Raw genomic sequence first — 18,795 nt, 5'->3', positions numbered from 1 at the left:
TTATCGCATTTGCGCCGCACCTCCCGGGAGGATGTCGTGCGTCAACGCTGTTGACTCGAGAAGATTCGCCGTCACAAGCACTCGCGCCCAGCTGCCGGGTTGAGCTTTCTAGCAATCTGAATGTTTGGGAGTCAAGGCACGTCGAATATTGATCGACCGCGTGAGGGCTCGACTTTTGCGTTTGCACACATTGAAGATAAGTTCGCCTGCATTCAACAGGGTACTAGTGCGGCTGGCGGGTGGGGCGGATAGCTCCTGAGTCATTTTCTCTTCCTATTCACTAGGAAAACAATCGTAAGACTGATGGCGAGAATCGCCAGTGCAATCCAACCGAGCCCTGAGGCACCTGCTGCAAACATACGACCACTCTAGTCACTGAAACTCAGTGTACGCCGATCCGGCCGCAATCTCGAGTCCAGAGAAGGCTCCGCTAGCTACACCAGCAGCGTTCCCAGCCTTCAGACCGGCACCCGAACTTCCAATTCCAAGGGTCGCTACACCTAGAATGGCGGCGCTGCCAATTGCTGCGAGGAATTTTGGTTCCCGTAGTCGTCGTACTCCATGCTCGTGCTGCTGCCAGAACTGCTCGTGATCTTCGACGGCAGGTACGTCGCCGCCGCCGCGGACGAGGATCCGTACTCAGCGGAGGACGAGGAACCCGAGCCGGACTGAAACGAGGTCAGCGACTGGTTGTTGTTCTTGTCGTAGGCGTTGGTGGTCTCACCGGTGCTGTCCATCCCTGAAGCACCGACCTGTGACGTGGCGACACCGTTGTTGGCCGAGCTGTAGGTCTTGGACCGCTCACGGCCTTCCGGGTCGACCGTCTTCGTGACGATGTCGTTCTTGTCGAGCGTGTAAGTGGTGTGCTTCGCATTCGCGACCGTCAAGTTCTGGTCCGACCGCGGGTCCGCGACCGCCGTCGACGTGTCGCTGACATACGACAAACGAGTCACCCCGGTACTGGGTGAACTGCCGTCGCGTTCGACTGGGACACCTGCGTGACGCGGTCGGAGCTGTCGTAGGTGAACAAGGTGACGCCGCCGTTCGGCGCGGTGATCGAGGTCAGGTCACCGTTAGTGTACCCGGACGTGGTCTTCGTGCCAGTCGCGTCCGTGTAGGTCGTGACACTCAGGACGCCACGGAGCATGCCTCACCTGCGCACCCCACAAGAAGGGACGATCCGGAACAGCGCGGACTGGTAGAGCGCGCGCCCGCGCCGACACACTCCACCCGCGAAGGACCCACCCCACCCGGTACCGTCATCCCATGGCACTCGGCTGGAAGCTGCACGGTGACGGCGCGACCGTCTCCTCCTCGACCATCGTGGCGCCGGACGAGCGCCTCTCCTGGGGCCGCACGATCGGGCTCGGCGTCCAGCACGTCGTCGCGATGTTCGGCGCGACCTTCCTCGTCCCGCTCATCACGGGCTTCCCACCGTCGACGACCCTGCTCTTCAGTGGCATCGGGACGATCCTGTTCCTGCTCATCACGGGCAACCGGCTGCCGAGCTACCTCGGGTCGTCGTTCGCGTTCCTCGCCCCGATCGGCGCGGCCACGAAGATTGGTGGGATCCCGCTCGCCCTGTCCGGCATCATCGTGGTCGGTGTCCTGCTCGCGATCGTCGGTGCGATCGTGCACCTGGCGGGCGCCGGGTGGATCGACCGGCTCATGCCCCCGGTGGTCTCCGGCGCGATCGTCGCCCTGATCGGCTTCAACCTCGCACCCGCCGCCCGCGACAACTTCACGAAGGCCCCGGTCGTCGCGCTCATCACCCTCGCGGCGATCATCCTCGTCACGGTCCTCTTCAAGGGGCTGGTCGGCCGGCTGTCGATAGTGATCGGCGTCGCGGTCGGCTACGGCGCGGCGCTCGTCGGCGGCCAGGTCGACCTGTCGAAGGTCGGCGAGGCGGCCTGGATCGGCCTGCCGACCTTCACCGCTCCCGCGTTCGACGCCGGGCAGCTCGCGGTCTACCTCGGCTTCGTGCCGGTCGTGCTCGCCCTCGTCGCCGAGAACGTCGGCCACGTGAAGGGCGTCGGCCAGCTGACCGGCCGCGACCTCACGCCGCTGACCGGTCGCGCGCTCTTCGCCGACGGCGTCTCGACGGTGCTCGCCGGTGCGGGCGGCGGGTCGGCGACGACGACGTACGGCGAGAACATCGGCGTCATGGCCGCCACCCGCGTCTTCTCGACGGCCGCCTACTGGGTCGCCGCGATCGTCGCGATCCTGCTCGGGCTGTCGCCCAAGGTCGGCATGATCATCTCGTCCGTGCCCGCCGGGGTGCTCGGCGGTGCCACGACCGCGCTCTACGGCCTGATCGGCGTGATCGGCATCCGGATCTGGGTCGAGAACCGCGTCGACTTCGCCAAGCCCAAGAACCAGCTCACCGCCGGCATCGCGCTCATCATGGGCATCGCCGACTTCACGTTCTCGTTCGGCGGTGCGACGTTCGGCGGCATCATCGTGGGCACGATCGCCGCGATCGTCGTCTACCACCTGATGGACCTGGTCGGCCGGGCCCGCGGCACGGACCCGGCGACGCCGGAGGCGTCGGACCAGGCGCACGCCGCGACCGGTGCGGTCCCGGCAGAGCCGCGCGCGGACTGAGTCGGACCACCTGACGGACGGGAGGCCCGTGGCGACGCCGCCACGGGCCTCCCGTCCGTCCACCGGTCACGCCGCAGGGCGCGCCGCCGGTCACCGGACCGGCCGCGGGACGGCCAGAATGGGCCGGTGCCCCGACCCACGACCACCGCCGAGCGCGCCGAGCGCCGGTCGGTCGACCGGGACGTCGTCCGCCTCGCCGTCCCCGCACTCGGGGCCCTCGTCGTCGAGCCGCTCTTCCTGCTCACCGACACCGCACTGGTCGGCCACCTCGGGGCGACCGCCCTGGCGGCCGTGGGGCTGGCGAGCGTCGTCCTGCAGACGGTCACCGGGCTGCTCGTCTTCCTGGCGTACGCCACGACGCCCGCGGTCGCACGCGCGCTCGGCGGCGGCGACCGTCGCGGAGCGGTGCACGCGGGCATCGACGGCATGTGGCTCGCGCTGGCACTCGGCGTCGTGCTCGCGCTCGTCGGGTGGCCGCTCGCCGGACCGCTGGTCGACCTGTTCGGGGCGTCGCCCGAGGTGTCGGCCGCAGCGACCGCGTACCTGACCCTCTCGCTGGTCGGCCTGCCCGGGATCCTCGTCGTCACCGCCTCGACCGGACTGCTGCGCGGGCTGCAGGACACCCGCACGCCGCTCGTCGTGGCGACCGTCGGCTTCGTGGCGAACGGGTTGCTCAACGCCGTGCTCATCTACGGCGTCGGGTGGGGCGTCGAGGGGTCCGCCGCCGGCACCGTCGTGGTGCAGTGGGCGATGGCCGCGGTGTACGTCGTCATCGCCGTGCGCGCCGCCCGGGCCTCGGGTGCGCCGCTGCGCCCGGGCGCCTCCGGGGTCGTGCGGGCGCTGCGCTCCGGTGCCTGGCTGTTCCTCCGGACCGTGTCGCTGCGGGTGGCGATGCTCGCGACCGTGGCGACCGCGAGCGGGCTCGGGACGACCGGCCTGGCGACGACGCAGGTCGGGCTGACCGTGTTCTCGACGCTGGCCTTCGCGCTGGACGCCCTCGCCATCGCCGGGCAGGCGCTCGTCGGGCACGGCCTCGGCGCGCGCGACCCGGCACGGGTACGGCTGGTCACGCGGCGCCTCGTGGTGCTCGGGATCGTCGGCGGCGTGCTGCTCGGCGTGGTCGTCGTCGCCGTCAGCGGGGTGCTCGGCCCGGTGTTCTCGGACTCCGCCGCGGTCCGGTCGGCGCTGCCGGTCGTGCTCGTGCTCATCGCCGTGGGGATGCCCGTCGCCGGATACGTGTTCGTGCTCGACGGCGTGCTCATCGGCGCCGGGGACGCGCGCTACCTCGCGCTGGCCGGCGTCGTGAACCTCGTCGTGTACCTGCCGCTGCTCTGGTGGCTCGGCGGGAGCCTCGCCGGGCTCTGGGCCGCCTTCGCGCTCGGCTACATCGGCGTCCGCGCTGTCACCCTCGGGGTGCGCGCGCACCGGCCCGGCTGGGTCGGACAGGCGTTGGCCCGGTGAGCGGGCGGTCGCGCGTCGCGTCGTCGGCGCTCCTCGCCACGGTCGGGATCGGCGTGCAGGGACTCGCGAAGCTGCTCGTCACGGTGGTCGTCGGGCGGGTGTTCGGCACCGAGACCCTCGGGCAGACCACCGCGCTCCTGTCGCTCTCGGTGTTCACCGCCCTGCTGTGGCCGAACGCGGCGGGCAACACCGCCTCGCGGGTGCTGGCGATCGCGCTGCGCGGGCGCCGGTCCGACACGGCGGTGAACCGGCTGCTCGGGGCCTCGATGGCGGTGTCGAGCGTCGTGCTCGCCGCGGTGACCGTACCGGTCGCGATCGCCTGGGGTGCGAGCCCCGGCATGGTGGTCGGCGGAGTCGGGGTCGTCGTCGGGTACGGCCTGTACTGCTACGCCCGCGGCGCCCAGCTCGGGTACGACCGCGCACCACGCGTCGCGCTGTGGGACACGGTCACGAGCCTGCTCGCGCTCGGACTGCTCGTCGCGGCCTGCGTCGCCCGGCTCGAGCCGCTCGTCCTGCTCCCCCTCGCCGTCGGGTACACCGTCTTCGCGATCGCCTGCTGGCCGCGGGGCAACCGGGCCGCCGGCGCGCCGGAGCCGACCGCGGGGGTGCTCGGCTTCGCGGCGTGGAACGTGCTCGCGGTCGTGACCTCGAACGGCCTGCTGCAGCTGACGATGATCTCGGCGCAGGTGTCCTCCTCGGCGCTCGAGGCCGGGGTCTACGCCGCGGCCTTCACGCTCGCGACACCCGCGTCGATGGTCGGCCAGGCCCTGGGGCAGGTGCTCGTGCCGGCGTTCGCTCACCGTTCGGACGGCGGGTCGCTGCGCTCCCGCGGGGTGCTGCTGCTCGTCGGCGGGTTCGCCGCGGGCACCGCCGTGGTGTTCGGCCTCGTCGCCTGGCTCGCCGGGTGGTTCCTGCCGCTCGTCTACCCGGCCGAGGGAGCCGCCGCGGTCGCGGACCTGCGGTACCTGATGGTCGGCGTGTGGGTGTTCACCGTCGGACTCGTGCCGGCGGCGCTCCTGCTGGCGTCCGGTCGGTCACGGCAGGTGGCGCTGGCGTCGGTGGCGGGGTTCGTCGTGGGCGTGGTGCTCATGGCGGTGCTCGCGCCGTCGACCGGGGTGGCCGGGGGGACCACGGGGTTCCTCGTGGGGAGTGCGGTGAACCTGGTGGCGGTGGTGGTGCTGGGGTTGCGGTCGGTGCCGACTGCACCTGACCAGTCGAAGCGCGATGATCTCGTATGAAGCGGCCGGTTCATAACAGATCATCGCGTCAGCCGGCGGGCGCCAGCCCCACGTGCGGCTCCAGCCACGCCATCCCCGCGGCGATCGCCGCCCGCGCCATCGTCCAGTTGTGCCGAGCACCGGGCAGGACCCACCGCGTCACGTGCATCCCGACCGCCGCCGCACGGTCCGCGACGACGGGCATCGCCGGGCCGTAGTGGGTGTCGAGCTGCGCCGCGGTGAAGAACGCCCACGTCGACGCGTAGTGGCCGTGCCGGGCCATGACCGCCAGGGGCTGGGCCGCCCGGTACGCCGCCGCGTTCCCCGAGAACCCGCGGGCGATCGTCCGCGCCGGGTCCCCGAGGGAGGGGCCGAGCTCGCCGGAGACGTCGATGATGTTCCCGAAGCGGTCGGGGTCCCCGGCGCCGAGCTGGATCGCGCACGTGCCGCCCTGCGAGAACCCGCCGATCGTCCACGCCGCGGCACCGGTCTGCACCCGCAGGTGTCCGGTGATCCACGCGGGGACGTCGTGCTCCAGGTAGCTGCGGCTGTTGCCGAGCGAGCCGTCGATGCACATCGGGTTGCCCGACCGCGGTCCGAGCTGGTCGGGGACGACGACGATCGGTGCGAGCCCCCGGTGCAGGGCGGCGATCGCGTCCATGGTGCGGGCGATCTGCCCGCCCGACTCCATGTCGTCGGGGCCGGAGCCCTTCGACTGTCCGGGCATGAGGACCGCGACCGGCAGCGGCGGCGGGTCGGCGACGAGCGCCGCCGGCGGCAGCCAGAGGAGGGCGTCGCGAGCGACGAAGTGCGACGTCGTGCCCGGGACGGACACGTGGAGCAGTCGACCGTCCCGGGGCAGGTCGGCGGGCGCACGCCACGTCCTGGCGAGGTCGACCGTGGCCGGCTCGTGCGGCGCGGGCCGCTCCGACAGGGGGATGCCGTCGGCATCGACGGGCAGCGGGGTCCCCGCCGGTGTCGGGGCGGCGGTCGGTGTCGACGCCGCTGCGGGTGCCGGCGCAGCCGGCGAACGGGTCCAGACCACGGCGGCGACGACGACCGCGACCACCAGGACCGCGATGGTCAGGAGGACTCCCGGGAGCGAGGAGGGACGACGCGCGTGCTGCACGGTCCAGAGCGTAGGGACCGCGACCCGGAACGGGCACCGACCGGCCCGCGCAGTGCTGAGGAAGCGCCCAGCACACGTCCCGCGACCGTCGAGGTACCGGCGACCGGAGGATCAGGTCGCGGTCCGCACCGGCCCGGTCGTGTCCCCGATCCGCAGCTCCGACCGGAACGCGGCCGGCTCCGGCTGGGCCCCCTCGAGCATCGCCAGCGCCGCACGTGCCGCGGCCCGGCCCTTCTGCTCGAACGGCTGCTCGAGCGTCGTCAGCCGCTGGATCGGCGAGCGGTGCAGCAGGCTGTCGTCGACCGTGATGCCGTCGAACCCGATCACGCTGACGTCCTCCGGCACGCGGAGCCCGGCGTCGAGCGCGGCCGAGATCACCCCGACGGCGAGCAGGTCGCTCTGCGCCACGACGGCGGTGGGCACGGGCGCCCCGTCGGTGAACAGGGTCCGTGCGGCGGCGCGGCCGTCCTCGACCGAGCTCCCGGCGGCCTCGACCGCGGCCGCGTCCGGGTAGACCTCGCGGACGCCCCGCAACCGCTCGAGCGTCGTGTGCGCGACGCCGGCGGCCTCGCGGGCAGCGTCGACCGGTCCGCAGCGGCGCCCCGCGTCGAGCGGCAGGGTCACGATCGTCACGGCGGTGTGGCCGAGCTCCGCGAGGTAGGAGGCCGCCCGCCGCGAGGCGTCGCGGTTGTCGAGGTGGATCGGCACCGCGCCCTCGATGTCGTCCGCCTCGATCGCGACGACGGGGATCTGCCGACGACGGAGGACGGCGACCGCGGGGTCGATGCGCACGTTGCACCCGACCAGGACGACGGCGTCCATCGGGGCGTCGACGATGGGCCCGGTGCCGCGCTCGTCGTCGAGGGGGCTGCGGACGAGCAGCAGCGACGCGCCGGCCTCGCCCGCGACCTCGGCGATCCCGTCGAGCGTCAGGACGTTCACCGGGTCGCGGAACGCGTCGCTCAGGCGTTCGTCCATGACGACGCCGATCACCCCGGAGCGCCCGCGGCGGAGCGACCGCGCGCGGGGGTCGGGTCCGCCGTACCCGAGCTCCGCGGCGGCGGCGAGCACGCGGGCCTTCGCGTCCTCGGAGACAGGGCCGGCACCGCTGAACGCGAGCGAGGCGGTGGACGGGGCGACGCCCGCCGCCCGGGCCACGGCGGCCAGCGTGGGGCGGGGCCCACGGCGCGGCGCGACGGCGGCGCGGTCGCGGGAGTCGTCGGTCCCGGACGCGCCGGGTGCTGTTGCCGGTTGGTCCATCGCCCGTTAGCGTAGTCACACCGAGCGGTCGAATCGATTCGACAGCCGCCGGGACGCACCGCGACCGCACGGCAGCAGCCACCATCAGCACGAGACCGGAACCGACATGACGACGACGTCCACCCGCACCGCCCCGACGACCCGGGTGTGGATCACCGCGGTCTTCGTGGCCTTCACGCTCTCCGGGCTCGCCATCGCGACCTGGCTCGGCCGGATCCCGAGCGTCCGTGACTCGCTCGGCGCGACGACGTTCGAGATGGGTCTGCTCGTCCTCGGCATGGCCGTCGGCTCCATCGGTGGCCTGACGTTCGCCGGCCACATCGTGTCGAAGGTCGGCGCCCGTCGGGGCGTGCAGGTCGCGTCCGTGTGCCTGGCCGTCGGTCTGGTCTTCGCCGGCTTCGCCGTCACGTACGGCTGGGGCTTCGCGGCCATCTGGGTCGGCCTGATCGCCTTCGGCTTCGGCAACGGCCTGGTCGACGTCTCGATGAACGTCTCCGGCGCCGCCGCCGAGAAGGCCGGCGGGCGCACGATCATGCCGCTGTTCCACGCGGCCTTCAGCGTCGGGACGCTCGCGGGTGCCGGACTCGGCGCACTGACCGAGGCCCTCGAGGTGCCCGTCGTGCTGCACTTCGCGGTCCTCGGGGTCGTGGTCTGCCTGGTCATGCTCGCGGCCGCGTCGCGGTTCGGCGACGAGCACCGGTACGAGGAGCACGAGTCCACCGCCACGAGCCCGACGCCCGCGCAGCTCACGCGCTGGCAGGTCTGGGCGCAGCCGTCGACGATCCTCATCGGCGTGATCGTGCTCGGCATGGCGCTGGCCGAGGGCTCCGCCAACGACTGGCTGCCCCTCGCGATGATCGACGGGCACGGGCTCGACAACGCGGCCGGTTCCGCGGTGCTCACGGTGTTCCTCGCGGCGATGACCGCGGGACGCATCGCCGGCAGCCCGCTCATCGACCGGTTCGGCCGGGTGCCGGTGCTCCGGGCGAGCGCGATCGTCGCCGTGGTGGGCCTCGGCATGCTCATCTTCGTGGACGTCGTCCCGATCGCGATCGTCGGCGTGGTGCTCTGGGGCCTCGGTGCCAGCCTCGGCTTCCCGATGGGCATGTCCGCCGCGGCCGACGACCCCCGCTCGGCGGCGCTCAAGGTCAGCGCGGTGGCGACGATCGGCTACGTGGCGTTCCTCGCCGGTCCCCCGCTCATCGGTTTCCTCGGCGAGCACATCGGCCTGCTCGGCGCACTGCTCGTGGTGTTCGTGTTCATCATCGCGGCCGGCCTGGCGTCCGGTGCGGCGCGCGAGACGGGTGCGGCGGCGGAGACGCTGCGGCGCCGACGTGCGCGGCGGGACGGGGGCGACCACGGGTCGAGCGGTGACCACGGGACGGACGGGACGACCGACGACGGGCGTGCCCAGCGCCTCCAGGCCGAGCCGACGGACGCCGGAGCGCACACCGACCGTTAGGATCGCCGGGTGCGTCTCGTCATCGCCCGCTGCTCCGTCGACTACGCTGGACGCCTGTCGGCCCACCTGCCGCTCGCGACCCGCCTGCTCATGCTCAAGGCGGACGGCTCGCTGCTCGTCCACTCCGACGGCGGCAGCTACAAGCCGCTGAACTGGATGAGCCCGCCGTGCTCCGTCGAGATCGGCGAGCCCGACGAGGAGCAGGCGAGCGCCGGCATCACGCAGGTGTGGACGGTCACGCAGAAGAAGACGCAGGACAAGCTCATCGTGAGCCTGTACGAGGTCCTCGCCGACGAGAGCCACGACCTCGGCACCGACCCGGGCCTGGTCAAGGACGGCGTCGAGGCGCACCTGCAGCAGCTCCTCGCGGAGCAGATCGAACTCCTCGGCGACGGGCACACGCTCGTCCGCCGCGAGTACATGACGGCCATCGGACCGGTCGACATCCTGGCGCGCGACGACGCGGGGGCGAGCGTCGCGGTCGAGATGAAGCGCAACGCGAACATCGACGCCGTCGAGCAGCTCACCCGGTACCTCGAGCTCATGAACCGCGACCCGCACCTGCGTCCGGTGCAGGGTGTGCTCGCCGCGCAGACGGTTGCGCCGCAGGCGCGCACCCTCGCCGAGGACCGCGGCATCCGCGTCCTGGTGCTCGACTACGACGCGATGCGCGGCATCGAGGGCGGGCACACCCGCCTCTTCTGACGTCCGGCCGGTTCTGACGTCCGGCCGGGAGGCACGGCTGCGGTCCGCCACCCCGCTGCGGCCATCCCGTGGTCGCCGTCACCGCCCCGACTAGGCTGGGCAGGACATGACGCGCCCGTACACCGCCATCCTGTTCGACCTCGACGGCACCATCAGCGACTCCGCTCCGGGGATCCTCGAGAGCATGACGCACACCTTCCGGACGGTCGGCGTGCCCGTGCCCGACCACGCGACGCTGATGTCGTTCGTCGGCCCGCCGATCATGGACACCTTCCGGACCGCGATGGGCATGGACGACGCGCAGGCGGAGCACACGCTCGCCGTCTACCGCGAGCACTACCTGTCCCGCGGCGCGCTCGACTCGGCGATGTTCCCCGGGATCGACGTCGTCCTCCGCACCCTGCACGAGGCCGGGCTGCCGATCTCGACCGCGACGAGCAAGCCCGAGACCCCGGCGACCGTCATCCTCGACCACTACGGCCTGACGCGGTACATCGACTTCGTCACCGGCGCCAGCGACGACGAGGTCCGCAGCGCCAAGGCCGACGTCGTCGCCGAGGCCCTGCGCCGCCTGGCAGCCGCTGGACACGACGTCAGCCGCCCGGTGCTGGTCGGCGACCGGTTGCACGACGTCGAGGGCGCCCGCGTGCACGGCGTCCCGGTGGTGTTCGCCGAGTGGGGCTACGGTGCCCCGTCCGAGGCCGAGGGGACCGTGGCGCAGGCCGCGACCCCGCTCGACCTGCTGCCGATCCTGCTGCCGGCCTCGTGACGGACGGCACCGCGGTCCGCCGCGGACTCCGCGGGGCCGCCTGGCTGCTGCCGGCCGCGATCGTCCTCATCGCCCTGAACTTCCGCGGCCCGATCGTCGCGCCGGCGCCGGTGATCGGCGAGATCCGGGTCGACCTCGGGCTGACCGCGACGATCGCCGGGCTCCTCACGACGATCCCGGTGCTGTGCTTCTCGCTCGCGACGCCGTTCGCGAGCTGGGTCATCGCGAAGGCCGACCCCGAGCGGGCGGTCTCGCTCTCGCTCCTCATCGTGCTCGTGGGCACGGTCGTGCGGTCGCTGCCGTCGTCGGCCGCGCTGCTCGTCGGCACCGCGGTGATCGGCATCGGCATCACGATCGGCAACGTGGTCGTCCCGGTGGTCATCCGGCGGGACACCTCCCCCGAGCGCGTCGGCATCGTCACGGGCGTGTACACGTCGGCGCTCAACGTCGGGTCGATGATCACCTCGCTCGGCACCGCGCCGATCGCCGCCGCGTGGGGCTGGCCCGTCGCGATCGCCGTGTGGGCGGTCTTCGCCGTCGTCGCCGGACTCGCGTGGACGTACACCGTCGGCGCCCGGGCCGCCTGGCTCCGGCCGCTCCACCACGAGCCCGTCGCGGCCACGGGACCCGTCGAGCTGCTGACCGAGACCGGGTCGATCCGTACCGTCGCGTCCGCCCCGCGGGCCGGTGCCGCGGCCGAGCCGGTACGACCGGCCCGACGGCTCATCACCTGGGGGCTGACGCTGGCCTTCGGCGGGCAGGCGTTCTCGTACTACGCGCTCACGGCGTGGATCCCGACGCTGCTGCACGACGAGATCGGCTTCTCGGCCGAGTCGTCCGGCGCGAGCTCGTCGGTGTTCCAGATCATGGCGGTCGTCGGCGCACTCGGGGTCCCGGTGCTCGCGACCCGGTTCCGGCCGCGCGGGATCATCGCCCTGGTGGGCTTCCTGTGGCTCGCGATGCCGCTCGGGCTGCTGTTCGCACCGCAGCTCTGGCTGCTCTGGTCGATCCTCGGCGGGGCCGCGCAGGGCGGGGGCATCACGGTCATCTTCATCGTGATCGTCCGGATCGTGACGAGCGACGACGACGCCCGGCGGATGTCCGCGTTCGTGCAGGGCGGCGGGTACCTCATCGGCTCGGCGGGGCCGCTCGTCGCCGGGTCCCTGCACGGTGCGACCGGGAACTGGACAGCACCCCTGCTCGTCGTGCTCGTCGCCGTGCTGACGCTCGGCGTCGCGGGGACGATCGCGGCGCGTCGCGTCGACTGACGCGGGCGCGGGGCGCTGTCGCGGGGCGCCGCGCACGCGGGCGCGTGTTCGGTTCGCGCGTGCACAACCGGGAGCGCCTCGCGCCACGAGATCACGCGGCGCGACGTGCCTGCAGTGGTGCGAGAGCGCGCCGCACCACGGGGTCACCGCGCGCCGCCGTGGCGGACGCGCACCGAGCCTCCCGGCCGGAGCCGCGCAGCCCGCAGCCGGCAGCAGCACGTGCACGACGAGGAGCGCGTCGCGCCACGGGATCACGCGGCGCGACGTGCCTGCCGTGGTGCGGGAGCGCGCCGCACCACGAACCAGCGACCGTCCGCCCGGGCCTCAGAAGGTCGGACGCGACTCGTAGACCGACATGAGCACGGCGGCGGCCAGCCGAGCGGAGCGCGCCGGCTGCGCGGACCGCTGGACGGCGGACTCGACGCGTGCGCCCTCGATCAGGAGCGACAGGCCCTGCGCGATGTGCGCCGGCATCGCGCCACGCTCGCAGACGAGCGTGAGGTGCCGCTGGACGTCGAGGAAGTGCTCGCGGGCGAGCTCGGCGACGCCCGGGTCCTGCCGACCGAGCTCCGCGTGGCCGTTGATGAAGGCGCAACCGCGCCAGCCCTCGTCCTCGAAGCACTCCTCGAGGTACCCGAAGATCGCGAGGACCTCGTCCCGCGGATCGCTCTCGGACGACGCGATCCGGTCCAGCGCCCGGCGCCAGGCTCCGTGCCACCGCTGGAGCACGGCGACGACCAGCTCGCGCTTGGTCGGGTAGGCGGCGGTGAGCTCGGCGAGGGTCAGCCCCGCGCGGTCAGCGACCTCCTCGAGGGTGACCGGGATGACACCGCGCTCGGTGAAGAGGGCGTCGGCGGCACCGGAGGCGGCGCGCTGCACGTCGGTCTCGCGGTGGGAGGGCGTGAGGGTGAGGAGGGTCATGGTGTGACGTGTCCGTTGTGCGGGGTCCGATCGGGGTGCTGACCGGCACCCGGGTCGGGCGCGGCCGGGATCAGGCCGCGGTGAAGAAGTCCGCGTAGGACGGTTCGAAGGCGGAGCGGGCGGTGCTGGAGAACTGCGCCCCGAGGCGCTCGGAGATCATCCGGTCGAGCTCCGCCGGGGCGGTCATGCCGCGGCGGTGCCACTCGGTGGGGTCCTGGCGGAGGGCGGCGAGGTCGTGGCGGTCACGCATCGGTTCGGTCCTGTTCTGCGAGGAGGGCGGTCATGTCGATGGCCTGGGTGGCCAGGTCGTCGTGCGCGAGCAGGGCGCTCATGCGGAGAGGGTGAGGATGATCGCCGCGGAGGCCGCGACGGTGACGGACAGGATGCCGGAACTCACGGCTGCCACCTGCAGGGTGTGCTGCCGACGCGCCTCGAGGACCTCGGTGAAGGGGCTGCGCTGTGCCGGACGGCGACGGCGACGGAGCGACACGGCGTCGTGCGCGGTCGTCGGCGCGACCTGGAGGTCGGTGGCGGTGATGGTGGTCATGCGGGTGTCCCTCGTTCTGCTCGGCGCCGGATCAGGAGTGGCGTCGGGCGGTGGTCCGACCGTACGGCGCGGGTGGCGACGCCCGCGACCACCGGCGACGAGCTCGTCGGATAGCGGATGCGGCGCCGTCGGATAGCGGATGTGGCTGGATCGGTCGGCGCCGGTTGGGTCAGATCCTGACGCGTTCCGGATACTGGTCGGCCCCTGCCCGGTTCCTCCGGCACACTGCTGCCACCCCATGGATGACCCGAACCCGAACCGTGTCCAGGAAGCGACGCAGAGCACCGACCTCGATGTCGCTCGCGACTTCCTCGCCGAGGCGTACGCGGGCCAGCAGTGGAGTGCCGACCAGACCCGGCAGCCGTTCTCGTTCCGGTACACCGCCGTCGGTGACCGGTCCATGACGCTCCGGACCATCCGGTTCGACGGACACCTCGACGGCGTGATGACTCCGTCCGAGGACTTCGTCGTGCAGTGGACGACGAAGGGCACCGCGACGATCGGCACCGGTGACGACCAGGTCCGGATGGAGCCCGGTCGGCCGCAGCTCTGGCCGCAGCAGGGTGCGGTGTTCTCGTACGACGACTACGACCAGCGCGTCGTCCAGGTGAACCGTGCGGCGCTCGAGACCGTGGCGGGCGAGCGCGGCACGGCACCAGGTGCCCTGCGTCTCGACCACACGGTCCGACCGGACGACCGGGCCCTGCAGGTGTGGCGCAGCAGCGTGCAGCTCATCTCCCACACGGTGATGGACCGTCAGGCGTCACCGCTCCTGCAGGCCGAGATGGGTCGACTGGGGGCGCTCGCCCTGCTCGAGCTGTACCCGGTGGTCTCCGCGTCGCTGCCGGCCGACCTGCTGCTGCCGAAGAACAGCCACGTCCGCACCGCCGTGGAGTACGTGCACGAGCACGCCCACCTGCCGATCACCACGGCCGACCTGGCCTCGGTCGCGAACCTCAGCCTCCGTGCCCTGCAGCACGCCTTCCAGCGCACCGTCGCGATGAGCCCGAACGGGTACATCCGGCACGTCCGGCTCGACCGGGTGCGGGACGCGCTGCTCGCCGGCGACCCGGCGACGACGAACATCGCCGACGTCGCGCGGCACTGGGGCTTCGCGCACGCCGGTCGGTTCTCCGCCTCCTACGCCGAACAGCACGGGGAGTACCCCCGCGACACCCTCCGCCGCAGCTGAGGAACGGACGCATGCACGACCACGACGACGGCCCGGTCGCCGCCACCATCGCGCGGACGCGCCTCGTGACGCGGACCCGCGACACCGCGACCGCCCGGAACGCGATCCTGCACACCTTCCTGGTGCGCGGCCTCGAGGTGACCGGCAGCAGCGACTTCACGTTCGAGGAGACCCTGACCGGCACGCCGCTGCTGACCCTCGAGTCGACCAGCTGCACCGGCACGGTGCGCGGCGAGGTCGACGCGACCGCGGCGATCGTCCTGGTCTGGTTGAAGGCCGGCCACGCGGTGGTGGGTGGGCAGCAGCTGCCGATCGGTCGCCCGGTCCTGTACTCGCCCGGTCGCCAGCAGGTGCAGTGGGACCGGTTCCAGAAGGACGTCCTGCGCATCGACCGTGAGGTCGTCGAGCGCGTCGCCGCCGAACGCGGCGGGTGGGAGCCGGGGCCGCTCGAGTTCGAGCCGAACCACATCCCGGACGGGGCACCGCTCGCCGCGTGGTGGCTGATGGTCCGCACCGTCGCCGCGGAGATCCTCGGCACCACGGGCGAGGTCTCCCTGGCACGCGAGCACGAGCTCGCCGCGATGGCCGCTGCGGGCCTGCTCACCGCGATCCCGCACTGGCCAGCGCGGGTCGACGCACCGCGGACCGCCCACGCCGGGCTCGCCGACGCCGAGACGTTCCTCCTCGACCACGTCGCCGAGCGCATCTCCGTCGACGACGTCGCCGCGGCCGCGGGCATGAGCGTCCGCGGACTGCAGAGCGCGTTCCAGCGCATCCACGGCACCACCCCCATGGCCTACCTGCGGAGCGTCCGGCTCCTGATGGCCCGGCAGCAGCTCGAGACCGGACAGCACGCCGCGGTCGCGGACGTCGCGCGGGCCGTCGGGATCACGCACCTCGGCCGGTTCTCGGGTGCGTACCGCGAGGAGTTCGGCGAGCTCCCGGGCGAGACGCTCCGAGCCGCCCGGGAGCGGCACGCCTGACCAGGACCGACCACCGGTCGGGGGTTGCGAGGGTGCCCGTAGGTGTTCGGGTCACGGGCGGGCACCCTCGCGCTACGGCGCCGTCGGGTCCGACGCTGGGTGAGACGAGACCAGCCCGGGAACAGGGATCCGGGCTTCCGCGCAGGGTACGGCGCGGAGTAGCGCCGACGACACTACGAGGCACGGTCGGGGGCGCTCCCAGGTGCGTGCGTCATCCGGACAGGCGTCTGGCCGGCGCTGGGTGCGGTGCCTGGCTGTGACCCGAACACAGCCAGACACGTCGACCGCCGCCCCGGAGGGCTGCAGCGATCCCGGCGCGAGCGCCGGACACCCGCACAGTCGACCACCTCGTCGGCGGGTACCACGAGACCCACAACGCGGGAAGAACGATCGTTCTCCCTCGGCGGGTCAGCCGGCCTGCAGGACCTCGCGCAGGGACAGCGGACGTCGACCGGTCACGCGCTCGACGTCCGTCGACACGTGCGCGAGCGCACCCTCGGCGATCGCGGTGTACGTGCTCACCCAGGCGTCAGCCTGCCAGGGCTCCGGGTTCCACCGCGCCCGCGACGCGTACGCCTCCTCCACCGACTCCGGGTGGTACGTGACCGCACGGCCGCGGACCTCGGACACGGTGGCGGCGGCCTGCGCGAGGGTGATCGCCTCGGGTCCGGTCAGCTCGTAGGTGCGGTCACGGTGCTCCTCCGGGTGGAGCAGCACCTCGGTGGCGACCCGTGCGACGTCCGCCCGGGCGACCGCGGCCATCGCACCGACCCCCGCCGGCCCGCGGATCACACCGTCCTCGCCGACCAGGTCCTCGACGAAGTCCAGGTAGAACGAGTCCCGCAGGAAGGTGTGCGCCGCGCCCGACTCCTCGATCGCCCGCTCGGTCGCCCAGTGGTCCCGACCCAGCGTGAACGTCGCGTCCGGCGCCGCGCCGACGAAGGACGTGTAGACGACGTGCCCGACGCCGGCGTCGGCGGCCGCCGCCACGAAGGTGCGGTGCTGGTCGAGACGGTCCCGCGCCTCGGCGCCGGAGACCATGAGGAGCAGGTCCACGCCCTCGAGCGCGGCACGGCTGGCGCCGGCGTCGGCGAAGGACGCGACGGCGACCTCCGAGCCGGGGAGGTCCGGTGCCCGGGACGCGTCGCGGACGAGCAGGCGGACGGGCGTGCCCGCCGCGGCGAGCGCGCGGGCGACGGCGCCGCCGATGTTGCCGGTGGCCCCGGTGATGGCGATGGTCATGGTCGCTCCTGTCGTGTCGGCGGGCTGGTGGGTCGGGTCAGGTCAGGTCAGGTCCGGACCGTCCGGGAGGCACGGGTCACCGTGGTCGCGACCCTCGCCGCGTTCACGCCGTCGACCTCGAGCGCCCAGCTGCGGGCCGCCTCGTGGTCGCGTCCGTGGCGCATGTGCCGCCCGACCAGGCGGTCGACGCGGACCCGGTCGTCGACGACGCACGCCCAGGTCTCGGCGAACAGGGTCGGCAGGGCCGACCAGGGCTCGTCGGCGTCGAGCAGGTAGTTGCCCTCGGTGACCACGAGCCGGGCAGAACGGGGCACGGGGATGCTCCCGGCCACGGGTTCGTCGACGCGACGGTCGAAGTCCGGGGCCCAGACGACGTCCTCGTCCGCGGCCACCAGGCGGCGCACGAGCGCGACGTAGCCGCCCGCGTCGAACGTGTCGACCGCGCCCTTCCGTCCACGGCGACCGAGGGCGTCGAGTGCCGCGTTCGCCAGGTGGAAGCCGTCCATCGGCACCTGCACAGCCGTCCCGGTGCCGTGGGCGGCGTCGACGGCGGCGACGATCCGCCGGGCGAGGGTCGACTTGCCCGCGCCGGGCGCACCGGTGATGCCGAGGACCGTCCGCCCCGGTGCTGCGGCGAGCGCGACGGCCCGGTCGACGGCGTCGTCGACGGACAGCTCGGTACCGGTCACGCGTCCATCCTCGCAGGCCGGGTGGTTCACTGGCCGCATGGTCGACGCGACGACGGCGTTCAGCGGGTTCTCGGTCCGTGACGTGCCCGAGGCCCGGGCCTTCTACGAGGGCGTGCTCGGGCTCCCCGTCCGCGAGGACCACGGCATGCTCGTGCTCGAGGTCGGCGACGGTCCCGGGGTGCTGGTGTACCCGAAGGGTCCGGCGCACGAACCGGCGTCCTTCACGGTGCTGAACTTCCCCGTGCCGGACGTCGACGCCGCGGTCGACGAGCTCACGGCGAAGGGGGTCGCGTTCCTCCGGTACGAGGGCGTCACCGACGAGCGGGGCGTGAACCGACGGGGCGGCCCGCTCATCGCCTGGTTCACGGACCCGTCGGGCAACGTGCTCAGCGTGCTCGAGTCCTGACGCGGCCGGGACCGGCGCCCGATCCGGTTCAGCGCGGGGCGGACCGCAGGCGGTCCCACCGGTCCCCGACCGGACCGACGGGCACGATGCCGTCGAGCTCGGCCGTCAGCGTCGTCAGCGCCGCCAGGTGGTCCGGCAGGAGCAGGTCCCACGGCGGTGGCGCGACGCGTTCCAGGGTCCGGAGCGTGGCGGTGTCCGGGGCGGCCCCCCACTGCTCGGCGAGGGCGTGCACGAGGACGTCCTGCTCGAGGCGCAGCGTCTGCAACCGGTCGAGCAGGGGGTCGGCGCGGGCCGCGTCGTCGACCGCGAGGACCAGGCGCCCGAGCACGTCGCGTTCGTCCCAGAGGCGCGCGGACAGGTCGGTGGCAGCACCGCTCACGTCCGTCCTCCTCGGTTCGTCACGCCGCCGAGGGTACCCGGGCGCCCTCAGCGGTCAGTGGTCCGGGCGATCGGCAGCGGGACGGGCGGGGGACCGCGCTCAGGCGCGCAGGGCCCCCGCCCAGCCGAGGGCGATCGGGACGAGCAGCCCGTGCCGACGACGGGGCAGCTCCGCGACCGGCACCCACGCGGCCTCGTCCGTCGAGCCGTCGGTCTCGTTGCGCAGGGTGCCGCCGGTCACGGTCGCCCGGAAGACCACCTGCACCGCCTTCATCGGCCGGCCGTTGTCGTGCATCCGGCGCTCCTTCGGCACGATGTGGTGCCGCACGCCGAGCAGGGGGCCACAGGTGGCCTCGTACCCGGTCTCCTCGAGGACCTCGCGCACGACGGCCTGCTCGACGGTCTCGTCGAACTCCACCCCGCCGCCGGGGAGCGTCCACGTCCCGGCCTCGGGGACGCGCAGGCGGGCGAGGAGCACGCGGTCGCCCTCGGTGACCACCGCGTAGGCGGCGAGCCGGGTGTCGTAGTCCGTGTACTCCATCCGCCGACCCTGCCAGCACGG

General features: G+C 73.0%; 20 protein-coding genes. 10 read left to right on the top strand and 10 right to left on the bottom strand.

Annotated features, from left to right (window positions below; all coding sequences use genetic code 11):
- Nucleotides 1-500 precede the first annotated feature (500 nt).
- Nucleotides 501-887 carry a hypothetical protein gene (locus H7A69_RS04040; RefSeq protein WP_182045905.1) on the bottom strand — a complete coding sequence of 129 codons (387 nt, stop codon included), beginning with the start codon at nt 885-887 and terminating at the stop codon, nt 501-503.
- A 379-nt stretch (nt 888-1,266) separates the two neighbouring features.
- Between H7A69_RS04040 and H7A69_RS04030 the strand changes: the two genes are divergently transcribed.
- From H7A69_RS04030 to H7A69_RS04020, 3 genes are all read left to right on the top strand, one after another.
- On the top strand, nt 1,267-2,604 hold the full coding sequence (locus H7A69_RS04030) for a uracil-xanthine permease family protein (protein ID WP_182045903.1): 1,338 nt from the start codon (nt 1,267-1,269) through the stop codon (nt 2,602-2,604).
- A 126-nt stretch (nt 2,605-2,730) separates the two neighbouring features.
- Nucleotides 2,731-4,065: an MATE family efflux transporter gene (locus tag H7A69_RS04025; RefSeq protein ID WP_182045902.1), complete on the top strand. Its 1,335-nt coding sequence runs from the start codon at nt 2,731-2,733 to the stop codon at nt 4,063-4,065.
- Nucleotides 4,062-5,303 (top strand): lipopolysaccharide biosynthesis protein, encoded by a 1,242-nt coding sequence (locus H7A69_RS04020; RefSeq protein ID WP_182045901.1) that lies wholly within the window; start codon nt 4,062-4,064, stop codon nt 5,301-5,303. Before H7A69_RS04025 ends, H7A69_RS04020 begins: the two co-directional genes overlap by 4 nt.
- A 28-nt stretch (nt 5,304-5,331) precedes the next feature.
- Here the strand turns inward: H7A69_RS04020 and H7A69_RS04015 are convergent, their stop codons facing one another.
- A complete protein-coding gene (locus tag H7A69_RS04015) occupies nt 5,332-6,411 on the bottom strand; it encodes an alpha/beta hydrolase (protein WP_182045900.1) in 1,080 nt (359 codons plus the stop codon).
- Nucleotides 6,412-6,522: 111 nt separating this feature from the next.
- A complete protein-coding gene (locus H7A69_RS04010; RefSeq protein WP_182045899.1) occupies nt 6,523-7,671 on the bottom strand; it encodes a LacI family DNA-binding transcriptional regulator in 1,149 nt (382 codons plus the stop codon).
- Nucleotides 7,672-7,777: 106 nt separating this feature from the next.
- Between H7A69_RS04010 and H7A69_RS04005 the strand changes: the two genes are divergently transcribed.
- The 4 genes from H7A69_RS04005 (at nt 7,778) to H7A69_RS03990 (ending at nt 11,875) form a co-directional block, all read left to right on the top strand.
- Nucleotides 7,778-9,133 (top strand): MFS transporter, encoded by a 1,356-nt coding sequence (locus tag H7A69_RS04005; protein ID WP_182045898.1) that lies wholly within the window; start codon nt 7,778-7,780, stop codon nt 9,131-9,133.
- Between the two features lie 9 nt (nt 9,134-9,142).
- A complete protein-coding gene (nucS, locus tag H7A69_RS04000; protein WP_069712700.1) occupies nt 9,143-9,838 on the top strand; it encodes an endonuclease NucS in 696 nt (231 codons plus the stop codon).
- A 106-nt stretch (nt 9,839-9,944) separates the two neighbouring features.
- The gene (locus tag H7A69_RS03995; protein ID WP_182045897.1) at nt 9,945-10,607 is read left to right on the top strand and encodes an HAD hydrolase-like protein; all 663 of its coding nucleotides are present in this window, start codon (nt 9,945-9,947) and stop codon (nt 10,605-10,607) included.
- Nucleotides 10,604-11,875: a CynX/NimT family MFS transporter gene (locus H7A69_RS03990; RefSeq protein ID WP_182045896.1), complete on the top strand. Its 1,272-nt coding sequence runs from the start codon at nt 10,604-10,606 to the stop codon at nt 11,873-11,875. Before H7A69_RS03995 ends, H7A69_RS03990 begins: the two co-directional genes overlap by 4 nt.
- Nucleotides 11,876-12,199: 324 nt before the next feature.
- Here H7A69_RS03990 and H7A69_RS03985 read toward each other — a convergent pair whose 3' ends face one another.
- The 3 genes from H7A69_RS03985 to H7A69_RS03975 all read right to left on the bottom strand — a co-directional run bounded on the left by H7A69_RS03985 (nt 12,200) and on the right by H7A69_RS03975 (nt 13,343).
- Entirely contained in the window at nt 12,200-12,796 is a 597-nt protein-coding gene (locus tag H7A69_RS03985; protein WP_182045895.1) for a TetR/AcrR family transcriptional regulator, read from the bottom strand.
- Between the two features lie 70 nt (nt 12,797-12,866).
- A complete protein-coding gene (locus H7A69_RS03980; RefSeq protein ID WP_069712697.1) occupies nt 12,867-13,046 on the bottom strand; it encodes a hypothetical protein in 180 nt (59 codons plus the stop codon).
- A 78-nt stretch (nt 13,047-13,124) separates the two neighbouring features.
- On the bottom strand, nt 13,125-13,343 hold the full coding sequence (locus tag H7A69_RS03975) for a hypothetical protein (RefSeq protein WP_069712696.1): 219 nt from the start codon (nt 13,341-13,343) through the stop codon (nt 13,125-13,127).
- 238 nt (nt 13,344-13,581) lie between these two features.
- Between H7A69_RS03975 and H7A69_RS03970 the strand changes: the two genes are divergently transcribed.
- Nucleotides 13,582-14,535, top strand: a complete 954-nt coding sequence (locus H7A69_RS03970; RefSeq protein ID WP_182045894.1) for an AraC family transcriptional regulator — start codon at nt 13,582-13,584, stop codon at nt 14,533-14,535.
- A gap of 11 nt (nt 14,536-14,546) precedes the next feature.
- Nucleotides 14,547-15,518, top strand: a complete 972-nt coding sequence (locus H7A69_RS03965; protein ID WP_182045893.1) for a helix-turn-helix transcriptional regulator — start codon at nt 14,547-14,549, stop codon at nt 15,516-15,518.
- A gap of 408 nt (nt 15,519-15,926) precedes the next feature.
- On the opposite strand, the gene H7A69_RS03960 is transcribed toward H7A69_RS03965, so the two are convergent.
- Together H7A69_RS03960 and H7A69_RS03955 are read right to left on the bottom strand one after the other, a co-directional pair.
- Nucleotides 15,927-16,760, bottom strand: a complete 834-nt coding sequence (locus H7A69_RS03960; RefSeq protein ID WP_182045892.1) for an NmrA family NAD(P)-binding protein — start codon at nt 16,758-16,760, stop codon at nt 15,927-15,929.
- A gap of 47 nt (nt 16,761-16,807) precedes the next feature.
- On the bottom strand, nt 16,808-17,449 hold the full coding sequence (locus H7A69_RS03955) for a nucleoside/nucleotide kinase family protein (protein ID WP_220456190.1): 642 nt from the start codon (nt 17,447-17,449) through the stop codon (nt 16,808-16,810).
- A 37-nt stretch (nt 17,450-17,486) separates the two neighbouring features.
- Here H7A69_RS03955 and H7A69_RS03950 point away from each other — a divergent pair, with 37 nt between their 5' ends.
- Nucleotides 17,487-17,855, top strand: a complete 369-nt coding sequence (locus tag H7A69_RS03950) for a VOC family protein (protein WP_182045890.1) — start codon at nt 17,487-17,489, stop codon at nt 17,853-17,855.
- Nucleotides 17,856-17,883: 28 nt separating this feature from the next.
- Here the strand turns inward: H7A69_RS03950 and H7A69_RS03945 are convergent, their stop codons facing one another.
- Nucleotides 17,884-18,234, bottom strand: coding sequence for a hypothetical protein (locus H7A69_RS03945; protein ID WP_182045889.1), 351 nt, complete (start codon nt 18,232-18,234; stop codon nt 17,884-17,886).
- Nucleotides 18,235-18,333: 99 nt separating this feature from the next.
- Complete coding sequence (locus H7A69_RS03940; RefSeq protein WP_182045888.1) at nt 18,334-18,774, bottom strand: NUDIX hydrolase; 441 nt, start codon at nt 18,772-18,774, stop codon at nt 18,334-18,336.
- Between the last annotated feature and the right edge of the window lie 21 nt (nt 18,775-18,795).

The organism is Curtobacterium sp. ME26 (assembly GCF_903970945.1).
Lineage (GTDB): Bacteria > Actinomycetota > Actinomycetes > Actinomycetales > Microbacteriaceae > Curtobacterium > Curtobacterium citri.
Note: the sequence above shows the minus strand (reverse complement) of the source record. Positions and strands in the feature narration are given on the sequence as shown.